This window comes from Chryseobacterium vaccae, from assembly GCF_009602705.1.
In the GTDB taxonomy this organism is placed as follows: Bacteria; Bacteroidota; Bacteroidia; order Flavobacteriales; family Weeksellaceae; genus Chryseobacterium; species Chryseobacterium vaccae.
On sequence record NZ_VSWH01000001.1, the window covers coordinates 1,732,673 to 1,751,658 of the forward strand.

Consider the following 18,986-nt stretch of genomic DNA (forward strand, 5'->3'; position numbering starts at 1 on the left):
AGAAAGAGCTGCAATGATTCATTACAGCTCTTTTATTTTGATGTGAATTGTTATTCAGCAATCACTTTTACCATTCCTTTTACTTTTACCAGTTTTTCCATCAGCTCTTCTCTGGAATCGGCCAGAACATTGATATGACCCATTTTTCTGCCCGGTTTGGTTTCTGTTTTCCCATATAAATGGACGTAGGTTTCGGGTAATCTAAGAACCTCCTCCATTCCCTGATATACCACTTTTCCGGCGTGTCCGTCTGCTCCTACAAGATTCAGCATTCCGCTGTACGTAATGGCATCGGTATCTGCTAAAGGCAGGTTTTTCACTACTCTGTACATCTGCTCAAACTGGGAATTGGTATTTCCTTCCTGGCTCTGGTGGCCGGAATTATGTAATCTTGGAGCCGTTTCATTCACCCATACTTTTCCTTCCTTATCCAGAAATAATTCAATGGCGAAAAGCCCTGGTGAGTTGACAGCATTCAGAAATTTTTCTGTAATTACATCAATCTGATTTTGAACATCCTCAGTCAGAAGAACCGGGCAGACGTTAAAATCCAGCAGGTTCAGTTTAGGATCAGCCACCATTTCCGTTACGGGGAAAATATTGGTTTCTCCGCTTTCATTTCTGGCAACAATTACAGAAAGTTCTTTGTCGATGTCTACCAGGTTTTCGATCACGGAAGGTTCTTTCCACAGATCCTGAAGATCATTTTCTGTTTTGATGACCTGTACACCTTTTCCGTCATAACCTCCGGTATTTATTTTCTGAACGAATGGCAGAGGCATCACAATCTCTTCGTCACTATTCCACACCACCTGGAATTCAGGGCTTGGAATATCATGGGTTTTATAGAATTCTTTTTGAAGGATTTTCTGCTGAATAGTTTTGATAATGGCTGCATTCGGGACTACTTTTATACCCTGTTTTTCAAGTTCTGCCAGCGCATCAGCATTTACGTGCTCTATTTCAATGGTCACTACCTCTTTATCTTTTCCGAAATTCAGTACGGTTTCATAATCATTGAAATTTCCCTGAGTGAAATAGGAGATATTATGACATGGGGCATCGGAAGCCGGATCCAGCGTATAAAATTCGTCATCGTATTTCAATGCACTCTGAATCAGCATCCTTCCCAACTGTCCGCCTCCTAAAATTCCTATTTTCATTTTTACTTTTATTTTTCTATTAGATTTAATTTGTGCAGGTCTATTGAATTTTATCAATTTTAAGATAACCCAATCCCATCGGATTTTCCTGATTTTCTTCTTCAGATTGGGTCAAAACAATGGAATATTTTTCTTTCATTTTCTCAGGCAGGATGTCACTGACATTGAAGATATCATCAATATCAACGCCGTGCTTATCGTCAATATGACTTACAGCACCCTCAAAACCCATTGTTGCATAAAATTCGGTAGCTTTTGCTCTTTTCACAATCTCCCCCATTGATTTTCCTACCATCAGATGCTGTTCATGAAATTCTTCGAAAAAACCTTTTTTATATCCGCCCAGATTAAGGAAGTACAGCTGATCTTCTGAAGATTTTTCTCCTTTTTCAACAATCTTTACTTCATATCCATCTGCAAATTTTACTTCCTGATAACAGTCCAGGTGGATCTTTCCTTCTGCTTCTTTCCAGAATTCTTTCATATCAGGCACAAGATCCTTAAGGCTTTCCGCTATTCCGAAAAAAACATCATGCTGCTCGATATTTCTGCCTTTAGGTGTGGCACCGAGGATAATATAGAATAATTTCATTTCAGTTTTCATGCCTACAAAAATACGTCAAATTTATCTTTTTTAAACGTTTGGCAGAGTACGGCAATAGTTTTATATTTGTAGCATGTCAGAAATCATCATTCTCTTCCTCGGCGCCATTTCAGCCGGGCTTTTAGGTTCACTTACGGGTTTAGGAGGAGGAGTTATCATTATTCCTTTATTGACGCTGGGTTTCGGCGTTCCTATGCATTATGCTATCGGTGCTTCTTTAATCTCTGTAATCGGAACTTCATCCGGTGCTGCGGTAGCTTTCGTGAAAGAAGGTTTTACCAATATGCGAATCGGAATGTTTCTGGAGATCGCTACTACAGCGGGAGCTATTATCGGGGCTTTGGTTTCGGGAATGCTTAATCCGAACACCATTGGGATTATCTTTGCCAGCATCCTTTTGTTAACGGTTATTTTAAATCTTAAAGGAAAGCCGGATCATCAGGAACCTTTAATTAAAGGAAGCCTTGAAGACAAACTGAAGCTTTACGGGACTTTTCCTGATAAAGGAGTTTTGAAAAGCTATTCAGCAAGAAATACCGTTCCTGGATTTTTGATGATGATGTTTGCAGGAGCGATGTCCGGTCTTTTGGGAATCGGTTCGGGAGCTCTGAAAGTTCTGGCTATGGACAACATGATGAAACTGCCGTTCAAAGTTTCTACAACAACCAGTAATTTTATGATTGGTGTAACAGCTGTAGCCAGTGCCCTGATTTATTTCCAGAGAGGTGAAATCATTCCGGTAATTGTAGCCCCGGTTCTGATTGGTGTGGTAGTAGGAAGTTTCATCGGATCAAAAACCCTGATGGTTTCCAAAACCAAGAAATTAAAGGTATTTTTTGCCATCGTAATTACGGTGCTTTCAATCTATATGATGTATAACGGGATCAATAAAAGCTTCAGATAATGAAAAAGAATTTTACAGATGTGGATCTGAACCGTTCGGTAGGAAATCTTCTGAGACTGGGCGTTATTTTGTCTGTGATCACTTCATTGGCCGGCTTTATCAAATTATTCCTAGAGGGCTTTAAAATGCCTAAGAAATATACCAGCCTTGATATAGGTACTTCCTCTGAAAAAGTATGGGGACATTTCTGGAACTCTTTGTGCAAAGGAGAAGGGATGGCTATCATTCAGCTGGGAATTCTTCTGCTGATCTTTACGCCTTTAATGAGAATTATCTTCGCTCTGATCGGGTATTTAAAAGAAAAAGACTACGTATATGTAGTCATTTCCTCTATTGTATTGGCCATTATGGCGGTAAGCTTTTTTACGGGATACGCTCACTAATTTTACATTTCATAGAACTCCAGCGGAAGCTGGTCCGGGTCCTGGGTAAAGAAAAACTCTTTTCCCGTATATTCGTCAATACGGATTTCTTCACAGGGAAGTCCTTTTGAAATGAGTTCCTGTCTTTTGTTTTCTACATTTTCTACAGAGAAAGCCAGATGTCTTAGTCCGCATGCCTCCGGGCGGGAAGCTCTTTTGGGTGGATCAGGAAATGAGAACAGTTCTATCACATAATGATCTCCTATAGCCAGATCCAGTTTATAGGATTGTCTTTCTTCACGGTACACTTCCCGGATCATGTTTAAGCCTAAGGTTTCAGTGTAGAATTTTTTTGAATTTTCATAATCCGAACAGATTATGGCAATATGGTGAATCTTCATATTCATTAGAATGTTTTAAATTTTTCTTTCAGGAGCTTTCCGTAAAGTTTTCTTAGTTTCCGGTCGACTTCCTGTGCTTTCATTGTCTTTCCTATTTTTGCGGATTTTACGGTGATTACCGTTCCTTTATTTCCTTGCAGCTATCTTTTCTTCTCGTATCAATAAGATATTGGATTTTCCAGCTGTTGTCCTTCTGTTTTACGAGTTGAAAACTATTGGCTCCGCAATGAGTAAACTTTTCTCGGTAATAAAAGGAATATGGTGTAAATACGCTGGCCAGCATTCCATCTGAATGAATAGCTTCAATCTCAATTCTTTCATCAATACTTCCTTTTGGAATCTTTACAATGGATGAAATAAAATTTTTGATTTCTTCACTTTTTACCGTACCATCCTTGGTGATCGTCTGAAGAACAGCAGTATCTGTAAAAGCAGACTGTATCAGGTCTGCATCTGCGTTCTTCATACCCAGAAATAAATTACGGATCGGTTTTTCTATCTCCTGATTTTGGTTTTGTGCAAGACAGAACGTGCTCAGTACTAATGTTACAGCGGCCAGTTTACTCATAATCGGTTTAATCTGATTCAATAAAAGTAAAAAAATATTAGAGATTATTAAAATTAACAAAGTTTAAAATATAAAGAGGCTGAATTTATAATTAAATAATTTATTTTTATCTGTTATTTATTAATATGTGGGGTATTTATTTATTTTTAACAGTGCTTCTGATATTGCTGACGCTGCTTCCCAAAATTCAGAATTCACACTGGGTATTCAGGGTTCCGGAATTTGGTAAGATTCAGATCACCTATGTTATACTTATTACGTTTATTTTAGGTTTCGGACTGAAAGAGCCGCAGTATTTTTTATATTCACAGGGACTTTTGATCCTGATGTTTGTTCATCATGGGGTTACTCTTATCAAATATACTCCGCTTTACCGTGTAAAAAAATACAGACAGCACAGCCTGCCTTCGGAGAAACTTCATTTTGTCTCTGCCAATGTTTATCAGTTCAATAAAGAATATGACCGGTTTATCAGACTTATTGAAAAATACCGCCCGGATGTTTTTCTTACGATGGAAAGTAACGGTGACTGGGAAAAAGCAATGAGGGTTCTCGAAAAAGATTATCCGTACCAGCATAAAGTAACGCTTGAAAATACTTACGGAATGCACTTCTACTCTAAAATTGAAATTAAAAATGCGCAGACCCATTATTTTGTTGCGGATGATATTCCGAGCATTGAAGCACATTTAGAAACTGAAGACGGATTTTCATTTGTATTTTTCGGAGTTCATCCACCGCCACCAAGCCCTACGGAAGAGGAAACCTCAAAAGAAAGAGACGGTGACCTTCTCAGTACGGCAAAAAGGGTGAAAAACCTTCATAAACCCGTTATTGTTGTTGGGGATTTTAATAATGTAGCCTGGTCGAAGTCCTCTATCCTATTCAGAAAAACGAGCGGTTTAATCGATCCACGAATCGGACATTCCTTCGTTTCTACTTTTCATGCCAGGTACCGTATGCTGAGATTTCCGATAGATTTGATGTTCCATAGCGAAGATATTTTTATAAAAGAATTGAAAACACTGGAAAATTTCGGTTCAGATCATCTTCCGGTGTATTGCGAATTTTTCATTGATCATCATAATGACGAACAGGAGGAACTTGTAGAAGAAGCCACTTCCGAAGAAAAAGCAGAAGCGGAAGAAATGATACAGGAAGGAAAAAAAGAAGACGGAAACCGGGATGAAGTGGTAACGGAAGACTGATCTGTAATCCTGGTAAAAAATACAGAATATTTCTTCGGATAATCATGAATAATTTTTGTATAATCGTGCTGAAATTAATAGCCGACGTATGAATCTTATAGACAATTTAAAATCAAATGCTTTTATAGAATTTGCTAAAGAGCATTCTACCCTCATTATTGCTATTCCTTACATTATCGGAGGTCTGCGCCAGTTATTCAGGCTTCTTAGCATTTCATTTGATCTGATTATTTTCTTCTCTTTTACCCAGCTTTTAATAGACGGGATCATCACGATTCTTAAAATGGTTGTATTATTATCCTATGTACAGCTCTATAAGTCCTTTTTAGATAAAAAAACCAACTCCGGCGAGCTAAAAGCCCTGAAGCAATATAGTATTATCTTAGGCTGCTTATTTGCTGGAGTCGTTGGAACTGTCATCTATTTTAAAACGGTTGTCGGAAATCTTCCTTATGCCCCTGTATTCCAGTTCTCCGTATTTCTTTTGTTAATTCTGCTGTCTATTAATCTTGTTATTTCATTAAAAGGCAGCCCTTATAAAGGCGCGGGATATTCTATGATCTTTGTCTTTCTGGTATTTATTCCAATGCCTGTTTCCTCAACGAATCATATTGACAATATAGACACTTTATCCAACAGTCTGAAGACGGAATATAAAGATGCCAAAATAGTATATTATAATGATCAGTATTTGTTTTATAAAATCAATCCTAAAGATTCAGCAGATAAAATTTTAGTCGTGAAAATTGATAAATTATTTGATGATGTGATATATAACGGGCAGAAAGAAAAGTAATATTTTTCAGTTTATTATAGCTGGTCCTCATAAAAAAAGCCGTTTCACAAATGATGAAACGGCCTTTTAATTTTATATAAATTATTTTTAGAATAATTCTTTTCTGATGATATTCTGACTTCTTTCAGGACCTACAGAAACAAGATATACGTTGATTCCTAAGTATTTCTCGATAAATTCAATGTATTTCTGAGCATTATCAGGAAGTTCATCGTAGCTTCTTGCTTTCGTAATATCTTCATTCCAACCCGGAAGTTCTTCATAAATTGCTTCGTAATCGTACAATTTTGTAGTAGAAGAAGTGAAATAATCGATAATTTTTCCGTCCTCTGTTTTGTAGTGCGTAGCGATTTTCAGAGTTTCAATTCCGGTAAGAACATCAAGTTTAGTGATCACAAGATTGTTAATCCCGTTAATCATACAAGCGTGCTTTAAAGAAACAAGGTCTAACCATCCTGTTCTTCTTGGTCTTCCGGTTGTAGCCCCAAATTCACCACCAATCTGTCTGATCTTTTCTCCCAGTTCATTATCCAATTCAGTAGGGAAAGGTCCGTTTCCTACTCTTGTACAGTAAGCTTTTGCTACCCCGATCAGGTTCTGAAGTGATGTAGGAGGAACTCCTGCTCCTGTACAAACCCCTCCTGTAGATGGAGAAGATGAAGTAACATATGGATACGTTCCGAAATCAATATCAAGCATTAACGCCTGAGCTCCTTCAAACAATACATTTTTCCCTTCTTGGATTGCCTCATTCAGTTCCAGTTCCGTATCAACGATTCTGTCCTGAAGCTGTTTTCCGATCTCCAGAAATTCGTTGTAGATCTCTTCAACATCCAATACAGGTTTTCCGTAATATTTTTCAAAAAGAGAATTCTTAACTTTTAAGTTTTTCTCAATTTTTTCTCTTAAAATCTCTGGATTCAAAAGGTCAACCATTCTGATTCCAACTCTTGCTATTTTATCTTCGTAGCAAGGTCCGATTCCTTTTTTAGTTGTTCCGATCTGAGTTCCGCCATGTTCCTCTTCACGGTACGTGTCCAAAAGAATATGGTAAGGCATGATGACATGCGCTCTTCTGCTGATAAAAATGTGGTCAGTTCTCAAACCTTTGCTTTCGATCTGGCCAACTTCTTTAATAAAAGATTTAGGGTTTACCACTACTCCGTTCGCAATGATACACTTCCCCTTGCACTGCAGTACCCCCGAAGGAAGAAGGTGCAGAACAAATTTCTCTTCACCCACATAAACCGTGTGACCTGCGTTGTCTCCTCCCTGGAAACGAACTACATAATCCGATTTAGCCGATAAAACATCTGTGATTTTTCCTTTACCTTCATCTCCGTACTGAAGACCTACAACTACGTAAGTTGACATATTTTACTTTTGTTTTTAGATTCATGCAAAATTACTCTGAAAAAATAGGGTGAGCAAATTATGAGGGAAATTTATTTTTGAGCGGGGTGGAAATCATATGGTTAAAATTTTCAAATTCAAGTTAATATTATCATCTTATATTTATTTATATTTGATCTTTACACGTATTTTACTAAACCATGATAGAAAATTACATTACTAATATTTTTGTTAAAGAATCTATAAATATAAGAGATTTCAATATTCCCCTTTCAGAAAACAAGAGACAACATCTTATACTAACAGGAAAGAATGGTAGTGGAAAGACAAGCTTATTATTAGAGATAAAAAAATACATTACCCTAATAGATGATGGCCAATTTATGCGTTTAATAAATGATAAAGACCATTATAAACACTTAAAAGAACAACTTGCTGATCCGAACTTCAACGATAGCACTCTTCTTACCCATAGAGCTGTAAATAACTATGAAATATTACAAAAATTAGCTGGTGGAACAGAAATTAATTTTTCAGGAACAACAAAAGATTTAATTACCAAATCTGAGAGCGGTAATTTTATTTTAGCATTTTTTGACTCTAAAAGACATACTCGATTAAATATACCTACAGGAATTAATAAAGTTGAACTTAATAAAAAATACTCAATAACCGAGCAAGTAAATCTAAATTTCATTCAATTTATAGTAAATCTAAAAGCTGATCGCTCATTTGCAAGAGATGATAATGAATTAGATACGGTTGAAAAAATTGACAAATGGTTTAATGACTTAGAAAATAGATTAAAATTAATATTTGATGCTGAAAATTTAGAGCTGAGATTTGACAGAAAAACTTATAATTTTGATATTATTATCAATAATCTCGAACCCTTTAATTTTAATACTTTATCTGATGGATATTCTTCTATAATAAGTATAGTTACCGAGCTACTTTTAAGAATGGAAGCTCATCAGGCTAAATTTTATGATTTAGAAGGTATAGTTATAATTGATGAAATTGAAACACATTTACATGTTGATTTACAGAAGAAAATTTTTCCATTTTTAACTGATTTTTTTCCAAAAATACAATTTATTGTTACAACACATTCACCATTTGTACTGTCTTCTATTTCAAATGCTACAATCTGTGATTTAGAAACAAGAATCATAACAACAGATTTATCAAGCTATTCGTATGACACATTAATTGAGAGTTATTTTGGAATAGATAAATATTCCGAAGAAGTTAAACAAAAAGTACTTGATTTTGAAAATCTAATTTTAAAAGAAGAGTTATCTTTTTCTGAAGAACATCACTTAAAAGAACTTAAAAGCTATTTTGATCATTCACCTAAATATCTTTCAAATGAGCTAAGAGTTAAATTACAAGAAATTGAATTAAATGCAATTTTAAAAAATAAAAAACGTAAATCTGAATAATTAAGATTATGATATATTTTGAAAAATCACAGCCAGCCCCCGAATGTCTAAATATTGAAAAAAATAAAGCTAGTGGTGACTATAAATGTGGAGATGTATTGAACAGAATTAAAAAAGATTTTTTTAACAAATGTTACATTTGTGGATATAAAGAGCCAACAACAATAAATGTAGAACATTTTAGGCCACATAAAGGAAATACAGAATTAAAATTCAAATGGGAAAATCTTTTTTGGTCCTGTGGACATTGTAATAATATCAAGCTTGATAATTATGATAATATTATTGACTGCACAGATATAAATGAAAATATTGAAGATCGTATAAAAATAACTATGAAACCTTATCCAAAAGAGTTTGTTGTTATAGAAGCTTTAGATACTAATTCCTCTACATTGTCTACCACAGCTTTACTCGAAGCTGTTTTTAATGGTACAACACAACTAAAAACAATTGAAGCTGGTAATTTAAGAAATAAAATTCTAGAAGAAATTGGAGATTTCCAAAAATATTTAATAAATTATTATTCTGATGGACTCATTGAAGATGAAAAGAACTTTTTGTTATTACACATAAAGAAACATCTCAGAAAGTCTTCTAATTTCACATCCTTTAAAAGAGCAATTGTAAGAGAAAATAAAATTTTAAAAGAGGATTTTGAACAATATTTTGATTAATAACTTTAGTTGATTCCAAGTAAAAAATATTTGCAATGAATTTTCAAAAATCAGCATTTCTACCTTCCAGAATTAGTAATGAACCTCAACTCTTCCACACCCTCTTCACTCCGGAAGCTATTCCCGTTAAAGCCACCTTTCTCATCATTCATGGTATGCAGGAGCACAGCGGAAGATATGCTGAAATAGCAACTTATTTTGCAGACCGCGGATTTGCTGTACTCACCTATGATCATTTGGGACACGGCAGATCAGTAAAGGACAAAATGGACATTGGATTTTTCCAGCTTAACGGACCGGATGAACGGCTGATTGATGATGCAGAAACAATGGCAGATTACCTTCATCAGCAATACCCGGATATTCCGCATTTTGTTTTAGGCCATTCCATGGGTTCATTTGTAACGAGATGTCTTCTTCAAAGGGCAAGCAATAAATTTACAGGAGCTGTGATCACCGGAACCGGAGGCCCTTTGGCAGGAATCAGCTTAATAAAGGGGTATCTGTCGTTAGCCAACAAAATAGCCCCTCATCATCCAACTTATCTCAACACTCTCTTCAGTAAGGTTAATAACAGTCATTTTAAGAAAGATAAAGATTTCAGTGATACAAGCTGGCTCAGTTTGAATCCGGCCAACAGAAAAGCATTTACAGAAGATGAACTCTGCGGAATTCCTTTTACCAACAATGCGTTCTATGCCCTGTTCAGCATTTACAAAAAAGCCACGGCAAGACATTGGGCAGATTCCATTTCCAAATCCTTTCCTCTTTTACTGATCAGCGGACAGAACGACCCAATCGGAGATTTTGGAAAAGGAGTGATGAAAACCGTTAATAACCTGAAACGGGACGGATTTACCCATATCGACTACAAGCTTTACCCGGAAATGCGCCATGAAATCCTGAATGAAGAGATCAAAGAAAAAGTTTTTCAGGAGATTTATGAATGGTTTCTGACATATTTATAGTTTTCAGGCTCGAAAATTGAGCAAATAACGTATTTTTTGTAGAAGTTTTGGCTAAAGCCAGAGAATTGGATTTTTATTATTAGGCGGACTAAAGTCCTATTGAATAAATTCTGCGGAATGGAAAATGTTTATCTATTTTTTCGCTCGCAGATTTCGCTGATGACGCAGATTTTTCAAGTACAAAAATTCGAGAAAGCTGTAGAATTTGTAAAAAATTTAAGTTGTATTGATAGGACTCCCTACATTTTTTGAAACGCAAAGATTTCTATGTTAATACCGCGGATTTTAGAAAGCAAAGGACAGGATCAACGAAGTTGATCCGATGAAGCTGATGGCTAGCCTTCGGCCTGTTTTTGATTCTTAAAATAATAGGTTACAACCCAAAAATTGCTGAAAATCTTTGATTTTCTAGCGCCTTAAAAACAGTACAATGGCTAAAACCCTTGCGACGTTGCGTTAAACCAACAAAAAACCTAAGCTATCCTGGACAACTATCACATCCCATTACTCTCAATCCAGTCAGAAAAAGGTTTCCGGTAGGTCTCTCCTACAGTTACAAAATCCAGGTTCCTCATCTGAATCCTGTTTCCTTCAATAACCTTGATTTTATCTGTAGCAATAATATAAGACCTGTGAATCCTCATAAAACAATTTTCCGGCAGTTTTTCCAGAATATCTTTCATATTTTCCAGCATCATCACTTTATCATTGACCGTGTGGATCCGGATATAATCTTTCAGACCTTCAATATAAACTATCTCTTCAAAAGCTATTTTATAGTATTTACGATCAGCTCTGACCAACAGATATTCTGTCTGAGGACTGGGCGCAAAAGCCTGCTGCCACTGGATAAACTTTTCTACACTCTGATAAAAACGGTTAAATACAATCGGTTTCAGTAAAAAATCAACAACATGAAAGTCAAAAGCTTCCAGGGCATATTCCGCATAGGCGGTGGTTACGATGAAATTGTGATTTTTATTGAACATTTTCATCATTTCGATTCCTGTAAGTTCCGGCATCTGGATATCGATAAAAATAAGGTCTATACTTTCCGATCTAAGGATTTTCATCACTTCATACACATCGCTTCCGGCGTAGATTACGTTGAGAACCCCGGCTTTCAATGCATAATCGTTCAAAAGCCTTACAGCAAAAGGTTCGTCGTCCAGGATAATACAATTGATTTTCTGTTTCATAGTTGAATGTGTATAGAAGCTTTAAATCTATTCTCAAAACGGTCGGTTGTAAGTTTATATTGACCCGGATACAGCATATCCAATCTGTTTTTCAGGTTATCCAGCCCAATTCCGCCTAATTTATCTGTTTTTTGCTTCCCGATGGTATTGATGACTTCAAAATTCAGGTTGTCAGCATTTGCTTTTATTGTAATTTCAATAGGATCTTTATCTGAATAAGCCCCATGTTTTAAAGCATTTTCTACCAGAGGCGAAAGGATATATGGCGCAATACGGATCTTTCCGTCTTCAACAGCATCTGTCCATTGAACAATATTATTTTCGTAATGTCGTAACTCTTCCAGTTCAATATAAGCTTTGATATAATCTATTTCTTCTGACAGCGCAATATGATCTTTCTGAGCTTCATAGGTTGTAAAACGCATAATGCTGCTCAGTTTTTCAATGGCGGAAAGAGATTCCGGCGACTGAAAATGCACCATAGAATAAATATTATTCAATGTATTAAAAATAAAATGCGGATTGATCTGGGCTTTAAGAAACTTGATCTCTGTATTTTTCTGTTCCTCCAGAATGATCTTATTATATTCCAGAAGCCTGATTACATGGATTACCAGCCATAAAAATGAGCTGAGGATAATAGGACGTGGACTGTACAGCAGATTATCAGTCAGATAACTTCCAAGAGCGGGTTTTGTATAATTCGTTTTTCCAAACCACCAGTCAGTCAATACCTGCTCAATGGTAAAACGGGCCAGTGCAAAAAACAGATAGGAAATGATTACTCCGGCAATAAGCTTCGGCCATTTGAAATCCTTAAAGATCTTAGGCATCACCAGGCTGTAATGAAAATAGAAAGTCAGGATAAAAACTACGGCATAAGTTTTAAGGAACAGATCAATTTCTGAAATCTTCAGATAATAGACAGTATTGCCTACCACTACAAAATACAGGGTAAGAATCCAAAACAGAATATGCAGGCCGGCTTCTGTTTTCTTATTCAGATAGAGTTTCTCCATTCCGGTTACTAATTTTTTGTAAAAATAGTCTTTTAAAAAAGAGATCTGCACCGGGTTCGTAGATAAAATTCCGGGAAACGTCGATAAAAGTAGCATGACGCAGAGCAAAGAAGCAGTTTTGCAGTACAATACATACAAAAACCTATGAAATCTCTATTAATACCCGCCTTTATTCTTCTCTCTATATACAGCATCAACGCTCAGGAAAAAGAAAAAACAGGTGAGACAGCTTTGGAAGCTGTTGTCATTAAAAACCGTAAAAAAGTTATTGAAAAAAAAGTGGACCGAATGATCTACTATGTGGAAAATTCTGCAGCTTCAACGGGAGGAAATGCTCTTGATGCACTGAAATCCGCTCCATTGGTAAGAGTACAGAATGAATCTGTTTCCATAGTCGGCAAAGGTGAAGTGCTTGTGATGATTGATGAACACTTACAGAGAATGCCGGAAAGTGAACTGGCCTCTTTTTTAAAAACCATTCCTTCTGATAATATCAAAAGCATCGAAATTATTACTGCTCCACCCGCAAAATATGAAGCTGAAGGAAACAGCGGAATCATCAATATCAGATTAAAAAAAGCCAGAGATAATTCATGGAATGCAAGCGTCGGAGCCAATTATACCCAAAGATATTTTGCAGGAAGCAGCCTTCAGGGAACATTTGGCTATAACCGTGACAGATTATCATTGCAGGCATCTGTTTATACGGAACAGCAAAAACTTCGTTCTTTTTCTGAAAGCCAAACCTTCTACCCAAATGAATTATGGATGATGAATCAGACAAATACTGACAAAAATAAAAATACGGGATTAAGCCTTGGTGCAGACTACAAACTCTCTGAAAAATGGATCTCCGGAGTAAAATATCTCGGAAGCTTTAACAGTGAAACCTCTTCCAGCTCTCCCCTTACTTCAAGGATCAATTATCAGACTATGAATCCAGAATCTTTCATTACATCTGATGTTAATGCTTCCAATAAACCAAGTACCCATACTTTCAACTGGTTCAATACCATCAAAGCAGACAGCACCGGAACCGTTATTTCTACAGATTTCGATTTCTTTCAGTATAAGAAAACCGACCGCAGGGATTTTGACGGCAGAGAACTCAATGCAGGATCTCAACCGATTCCCGGCACCTATTTTTCAGCATTGAATACCAATATCAACCAAATTCGCAATTATTCCGGGAAAGCCGACGTGGAAACCAAACTTTCCTGGGCAGATCTTAATTTCGGAGCTCGTTTTTCATATACAAAAACTGATAACGACCTTACCGTTTATGGAAGAGAGACCGGAATTTCTGTTTTGAATACCGATCAGTCCAATACATTCGTTTATAAAGAATACAATGAAGCCGTGTATGCATCTTTAAACAGAAAATTCAATGACCAATGGGAAGCAAAATTCGGTCTCCGAGCTGAAGCCACCCAAACCAAAGGACTTTCCGAAAATACAGGCCGTACAGACAAAAATGATTATATCAAACTGTTTCCTACTGCTTATGTAACCTATACTATCAATAGCAACCATTCCCTTTCCCTGAATTACAGCAGAAGAATCAGAAGACCAGGCTTCGATTACCTGAATCCTTTTGTAGTTCGCACCAGCCCGTTCTATTATTCTGAGGGGAATCCATATCTTAAGCCGTCTATTATTGATAATCTGGAATTTACTTATGTTAAAAGACAGCAATGGATTTCCTCTCTTTATTACTCCAAAGTTTCAGATTTCGGACAGGCATTATCTATTCTGGATGGAGAAACCAATATCACCAGAAATACTCCGGTGAACTATGCAGATACCTATCAGATCGGGTTTTCCTCCTCGTATAATTTCAACAAACTGAAATGGTGGAACAGCTTTACAGGATTTAATGTGAATTATCAGAATGTAAAATCCAAGGTTTCTTTCGCCGAATCAATCGATGGGTATAATGCCTATTTCTACACCAATAACGAATTTACTTTAAATAAGAATAAAACGGTTTCTCTAAGTGTAAATTATGCATTACAACTTCCGGGCAGGTACCAGATCTTCCATATTTCTACGATGAATATGATGGATCTTGCTGTTAAGTTTTTATGTTTAGATAAAAAATTATCTGTAACTGTTGCAGCAACCGATATCCTTAACGGCCGGAAACCTTTGATCTCTTATCAATCAAATGGTATCAATACCAATATCAGGAATAATAATTATACCCGGGGATTCAGAATATCCCTCAGCTACAGATTCGGAAATAATAACATGAAAACCAAAGACAGAAATTTCGGGAATGAAGACGAGCGGAACAGAATCAATTAATAAAGGTTAGAAATAGAAAAAATCACATAAGTTCTTGAAAAATCTACGATTTTTATTACGCGTCAAATAAAAGAATCTGCAAAATCTGCGAGAAAAAAAACACCAAAGAGTTTTTAGAGAAATCCTTTATGTTAGATTGTAGAATTTATTCAATAGAGATGGACTTTAGTCCGCCTAAATAATAAAAATCCAATCCTCTGGCTTTAGCCAAAACGTCTATAACAAATAGGTCATCCGCAAAATAAGTAAGAATATCTACACTCACCAGATTGAAATGTCCATCATAAAAATCACCATCTAAAGCTTAATAAATTAAATATCAAAACCTTAACCATAAAAACTCAATAACCACTGATTTTTTCCAAATGCCGGATTTCATTCACAATGTATCCAAAACAGAGAAAGCGCCTTAAGGCGCTTTTATATTTTAATTCCGAATAAACAGGGACTACAAAGGGAATTCAAACGATATACCCGGCTAAAAACAATCCGGAATAAATGTTATAAAAAGCACAAAAACCGTTGCATGGACACTTGGATGGACATCTGCACGGACATTTCTACGTTATTCCAACCAGATTAACCAACCTGTAAAGCCTGAAAAACAATCCATATTGTTGAAAAGCAAAGATTCAGAACCCTTTAGGGAATTCTGAAACAAATAAAAAAAACTGAAAATCAATTACTTATATTTCTATTAGTTTTTAAATACTGTATTTCTGCTTCCAGATCATTCAAACGGTCATAAAACTCTGCAGGATCCGGTAGGTTGAAATTCAGGTGAAGCTTTACTTCCCATACTTCTTTTATTGTACTAGGATGGATATTCTGCGTAGGATAATTACGTCTGTTATCTGATTTACAGATCAGGTTATCATATTTTTTGATTCTGTTCAGGCATCTTTTAATAAGACCGTCTTCAATTTCATTCGAAACAATAGCATACAGCTTGTTATCACTGATATCATGAATCCAGTCGTCCACAAACTGGGCAACTACGTGTGTACGATCGGGAAGCGTAGGAAACATGGAATGTCCTTCAATTTCAAACATCCTGAACACCCCGTTATTAAGGTTTGGAAGCCGGAACGTAGGTAATGATTTAATGAAATTAGGATCATTATATCCCTGAAGATATCCGGCCTTCAGCTTGTTGGGAACAAGGGCAATATTGTCCCTGTTATGAGAATCTACCGTTATTACCTGCGGAACCCTGTGGTAAAAATCAGACAGCAGAGCAGCCTGTTCTTTTTTATCTTCTTTCAGCATTTCTCCTTCACCTACAATAAGCCATTCGAAATTTATTGCGAGCGAAGTGCATATTTTTTCGATGACATTGAATTTAGGCTCTGTTCCATTGATATAACTTCTTATATTGGATTCATTTACCCCTATCATACCCCCGAAAACAGAATTATTTCCGTTAGCGAAGTAATCAACAAGTTGTTTTATCCGAAAATTTATTCCATTCATAATCAATAATTTGAATCTTGATTCGAGAAATTTTTCGAGTTTCCGTTTGGTTATTCGTAAAACTTTACGATATTTGTCCCGTACAAAAGACAAACATGATAATGAACAAAACTACTAAAAAAAGAACATATTACAATACAGAGATCTTAAATATTCTGATGAAACGTCATGACTGTTCCATTGACTTCATTCGTAAATCTTTGCGCGGTGACAGAGTGGGAGAAAAATCTGATGTTTTAAAGAAGGAATATAATATTTTTTTAAGGAAAACCGAAGAAGCTATTAATAACGAAGCCCAATCATTAAAAAATAAAATACCATGAAAAAAATACTTCAGACCCTGTTCTGTCACAAAAAGATAGAAGTGATAGACGCCAAAACAGGAAGAAAAGAAATTGCTACTTACAAAATAATACTAGGAATTTTCTTTAAGATCAGTTACCAACCTCAGTAAAACAAACAAAAATAACGATACCATGCCGATCCACTGGGGCAATATACTCGCAGTAACAAAAGATGAACTGGTTCCGGCATATTTCAGCACATTAGATGCTCTTCAGAAGAAAATCCAGCGGTACAGGGATCTGCCTTTCGGAATTAAGCAGGTCAGAAAAGGAGGAAACGGCCGCCAGATGCTCATTGACTTTGATTCGCTTCCCAAAGAAATACAGGATAGTCTTGGAGATCCGCGCAAAATGCAGCATCCCATGATCTCTTTCTTTCAGTTTGATCCGTCTGCGGTTCGTTATTATACCGATTTCAGATTTGAAGACGGCACCCCCTTAAAAGAAAACTTCAAACAGGAATACATCACTAATGCAAGCGTTCTCCGTGCTGCAGAAAGACTGAAGCAGGCAAGGCTTGAGGAATGGAAAAAGCTCAAAAAAACATCAGGGCGAGGGCTTATGCCTTCCATCTGCACCGATATTATAACGTTCAATGAATATCTGCCGAAACTTTTTAATACAGAACATAGCATTCCCGCATCATACAGGGCATTTGACAGGATATGGAAACCGTTTTTCAATACCTATGAAAACGGAGGCTATAACTACAGCTGCCTGATCTCCGGAAAACTGAAAAACCAGAACAGGAAACTGATGACCGATGAAATGATTGCACTGCTGAACGATATGTTTGCCGGACAGGATTATAAACCTTCAAGAACACAGATTGCCTCCCAGTATCAGGCTTTTCTGAACGGAGAACTGGAGATCATCTCCAATGAAACCGGTGAAATGTATGATCCGACAGACAGCAGAAAATTCAAAGAAATATCAGACAGTTCCATCATTGCATGGCTAGGAAAGTGGGAAAATAAGATAGGAACCTATGCCAGACGTTCAGGAGACCGCCAGAAACTGATGCAGGAATTCATCCCATGGCACAAGCTGGCTAAAATCAAAGAAGCAGGAACATTGATTTCGATTGATGACAGACAGCCGCCGTTCATGTATGACAAAAAGAGAAACCGGGTGTGGTTCTATATGGGAATAGATCTCGGTTCTGAAGCCTGGACATGCTGGGTACACGGAAAAACCAAGGAAGGAATCATCACAGAGTTCTACCGCCAGATGATCAGGAATTATACAGAATGGGGGTTCAATCTTCCTTTAGGATTGGAATGTGAAAGCTCACTGAACAGCAGTTTCAAAGATACATTCCTGAGAAACGGAGCGATGTTCGACACAGTCAATATTTATGCGAACCGGGCCAGATCCAAAGCCATTGAAAGAAAATTTGAAGAACTGCGGTACCGACACGAAAAAAGCAGACTGGGATGGATGGCCAGACCTCATGCCCGGAAAGAAGAAAATCAAAAGAGCGCAGATGAAGAAGTCATTATTCCGTACGATGACATTGTAGACGGCTCTCTGAACGACATTGAAATATGGAACAATTCACCTCATTCCATATATAAAGACAAAACAAGATGGGAAGTATTCTGTGAGATGCAGAACAAAAACACCCGTCCCACCAACTGGCAGGCACTCCTGCCCTACCTGGGAAAAGAAACAGTATCAAGCTGTAACGCGGGGATCATCAACTTCAGAAATACCACGTATGTTTTGGGACTAGACGGTGAAATTGTTTTAGGAGAAGACCTGATCAGGCTGATGAAGTATGTAGAAGGAAAAGAATTCAGAATATTCTGGCTCGATGGAAATGATGGAAGCACGCTAAAAGCCATGATCTATTATGAAGATATGATGCTCTGCGATATTGTTCCACATCCGGAATATTCAAAATCAAAGCACGAAAGAGGTGCACAAGGAGAAATCAACAGAAAGATGATGTCTGCCTATGAAAATACAGTGAATGCTTTCATGGCCCATCAGAAAAGAGAAATTGAACAGATCACGGTGATAGACAACCGTAAGAAAGTAATTAACAGCAAGTTTCAGATTCCAGGCAGAAAAAGATACAGGCAGACAGAATCGATTCCGGAGGAAATTCTTTTCAAAGAAACCCAGGAATATCACTACAAAGAAACAGAAAGTACTGCAAGAAGCTGGAAATCAAACTTCAGATAACAGAC

General features: G+C 36.7%; 19 protein-coding genes. 11 read left to right on the plus strand and 8 right to left on the minus strand.

The window, feature by feature from the left end:
- Window positions 1-50: 50 nt before the first annotated feature.
- Window positions 51-1,163 (minus strand): 5-(carboxyamino)imidazole ribonucleotide synthase, encoded by a 1,113-nt coding sequence (locus tag FW768_RS07745; RefSeq protein WP_153394301.1) that lies wholly within the window; start codon window positions 1,161-1,163, stop codon window positions 51-53.
- Between the two features lie 40 nt (window positions 1,164-1,203).
- Window positions 1,204-1,755 carry a DUF1543 domain-containing protein gene (locus FW768_RS07750; protein WP_153394303.1) on the minus strand — a complete coding sequence of 184 codons (552 nt, stop codon included), beginning with the start codon at window positions 1,753-1,755 and terminating at the stop codon, window positions 1,204-1,206.
- An 85-nt stretch (window positions 1,756-1,840) separates the two neighbouring features.
- On the opposite strand from FW768_RS07750, the gene FW768_RS07755 reads away from it, so the two are divergent.
- Complete coding sequence (locus FW768_RS07755) at window positions 1,841-2,671, plus strand: sulfite exporter TauE/SafE family protein (RefSeq protein ID WP_153394304.1); 831 nt, start codon at window positions 1,841-1,843, stop codon at window positions 2,669-2,671.
- On the plus strand, window positions 2,671-3,054 hold the full coding sequence (locus FW768_RS07760; RefSeq protein WP_062696585.1) for a DUF1634 domain-containing protein: 384 nt from the start codon (window positions 2,671-2,673) through the stop codon (window positions 3,052-3,054). Before FW768_RS07755 ends, FW768_RS07760 begins: the two co-directional genes overlap by 1 nt.
- A gap of 2 nt (window positions 3,055-3,056) precedes the next feature.
- Here the strand turns inward: FW768_RS07760 and gloA2 are convergent, their stop codons facing one another.
- Window positions 3,057-3,434, minus strand: coding sequence for an SMU1112c/YaeR family gloxylase I-like metalloprotein (gloA2, locus tag FW768_RS07765; RefSeq protein ID WP_153399835.1), 378 nt, complete (start codon window positions 3,432-3,434; stop codon window positions 3,057-3,059).
- Window positions 3,435-3,549: 115 nt separating this feature from the next.
- Entirely contained in the window at window positions 3,550-4,002 is a 453-nt protein-coding gene (locus FW768_RS07770; RefSeq protein ID WP_153394307.1) for a nuclear transport factor 2 family protein, read from the minus strand.
- Between the two features lie 152 nt (window positions 4,003-4,154).
- Between FW768_RS07770 and FW768_RS07775 the strand changes: the two genes are divergently transcribed.
- Both FW768_RS07775 and FW768_RS07780 read left to right on the plus strand, forming a co-directional pair.
- Window positions 4,155-5,210, plus strand: coding sequence for an endonuclease/exonuclease/phosphatase family protein (locus FW768_RS07775; RefSeq protein ID WP_231128656.1), 1,056 nt, complete (start codon window positions 4,155-4,157; stop codon window positions 5,208-5,210).
- A gap of 88 nt (window positions 5,211-5,298) precedes the next feature.
- Window positions 5,299-6,006, plus strand: coding sequence for a hypothetical protein (locus FW768_RS07780; protein WP_153394310.1), 708 nt, complete (start codon window positions 5,299-5,301; stop codon window positions 6,004-6,006).
- A gap of 87 nt (window positions 6,007-6,093) precedes the next feature.
- Here the strand turns inward: FW768_RS07780 and FW768_RS07785 are convergent, their stop codons facing one another.
- Entirely contained in the window at window positions 6,094-7,380 is a 1,287-nt protein-coding gene (locus FW768_RS07785) for an adenylosuccinate synthase (RefSeq protein ID WP_153394312.1), read from the minus strand.
- A gap of 179 nt (window positions 7,381-7,559) precedes the next feature.
- Between FW768_RS07785 and FW768_RS07790 the strand changes: the two genes are divergently transcribed.
- The 3 genes from FW768_RS07790 to FW768_RS07800 are packed head-to-tail and all read left to right on the plus strand — an operon-like array spanning window position 7,560 to window position 10,449.
- Window positions 7,560-8,804, plus strand: a complete 1,245-nt coding sequence (locus FW768_RS07790; protein WP_153394314.1) for an AAA family ATPase — start codon at window positions 7,560-7,562, stop codon at window positions 8,802-8,804.
- An 8-nt stretch (window positions 8,805-8,812) separates the two neighbouring features.
- Window positions 8,813-9,481, plus strand: a complete 669-nt coding sequence (locus FW768_RS23485; protein ID WP_185151951.1) for an HNH endonuclease — start codon at window positions 8,813-8,815, stop codon at window positions 9,479-9,481.
- A gap of 35 nt (window positions 9,482-9,516) precedes the next feature.
- On the plus strand, window positions 9,517-10,449 hold the full coding sequence (locus FW768_RS07800) for an alpha/beta fold hydrolase (RefSeq protein WP_153394316.1): 933 nt from the start codon (window positions 9,517-9,519) through the stop codon (window positions 10,447-10,449).
- Window positions 10,450-10,943: 494 nt separating this feature from the next.
- Here the strand turns inward: FW768_RS07800 and FW768_RS07805 are convergent, their stop codons facing one another.
- The gene (locus FW768_RS07805; protein ID WP_153394318.1) at window positions 10,944-11,648 is read right to left on the minus strand and encodes a LytR/AlgR family response regulator transcription factor; all 705 of its coding nucleotides are present in this window, start codon (window positions 11,646-11,648) and stop codon (window positions 10,944-10,946) included.
- Complete coding sequence (locus tag FW768_RS07810; RefSeq protein ID WP_153394320.1) at window positions 11,645-12,667, minus strand: sensor histidine kinase; 1,023 nt, start codon at window positions 12,665-12,667, stop codon at window positions 11,645-11,647. The genes FW768_RS07805 and FW768_RS07810 overlap by 4 nt, the downstream gene beginning before the upstream one ends.
- A gap of 144 nt (window positions 12,668-12,811) precedes the next feature.
- Here FW768_RS07810 and FW768_RS07815 point away from each other — a divergent pair, with 144 nt between their 5' ends.
- Window positions 12,812-14,974 carry an outer membrane beta-barrel family protein gene (locus FW768_RS07815; RefSeq protein WP_153394322.1) on the plus strand — a complete coding sequence of 721 codons (2,163 nt, stop codon included), beginning with the start codon at window positions 12,812-12,814 and terminating at the stop codon, window positions 14,972-14,974.
- 678 nt (window positions 14,975-15,652) lie between these two features.
- On the opposite strand, the gene FW768_RS07820 is transcribed toward FW768_RS07815, so the two are convergent.
- Window positions 15,653-16,447, minus strand: a complete 795-nt coding sequence (locus FW768_RS07820; protein ID WP_153394324.1) for a S24 family peptidase — start codon at window positions 16,445-16,447, stop codon at window positions 15,653-15,655.
- A gap of 101 nt (window positions 16,448-16,548) precedes the next feature.
- Here FW768_RS07820 and FW768_RS07825 point away from each other — a divergent pair, with 101 nt between their 5' ends.
- Genes FW768_RS07825 through FW768_RS07830 form a run of 3 tightly spaced genes read left to right on the plus strand, consistent with a single transcriptional unit; the run spans window position 16,549 to window position 18,981 of the window.
- Window positions 16,549-16,770 (plus strand): hypothetical protein, encoded by a 222-nt coding sequence (locus FW768_RS07825; RefSeq protein WP_062696596.1) that lies wholly within the window; start codon window positions 16,549-16,551, stop codon window positions 16,768-16,770.
- Window positions 16,767-16,901 carry a hypothetical protein gene (locus FW768_RS23830; RefSeq protein WP_262885774.1) on the plus strand — a complete coding sequence of 45 codons (135 nt, stop codon included), beginning with the start codon at window positions 16,767-16,769 and terminating at the stop codon, window positions 16,899-16,901. Before FW768_RS07825 ends, FW768_RS23830 begins: the two co-directional genes overlap by 4 nt.
- Window positions 16,902-16,923: 22 nt before the next feature.
- The gene (locus FW768_RS07830) at window positions 16,924-18,981 is read left to right on the plus strand and encodes a hypothetical protein (protein ID WP_153394326.1); all 2,058 of its coding nucleotides are present in this window, start codon (window positions 16,924-16,926) and stop codon (window positions 18,979-18,981) included.
- The last annotated feature ends 5 nt before the right edge of the window (window positions 18,982-18,986 follow it).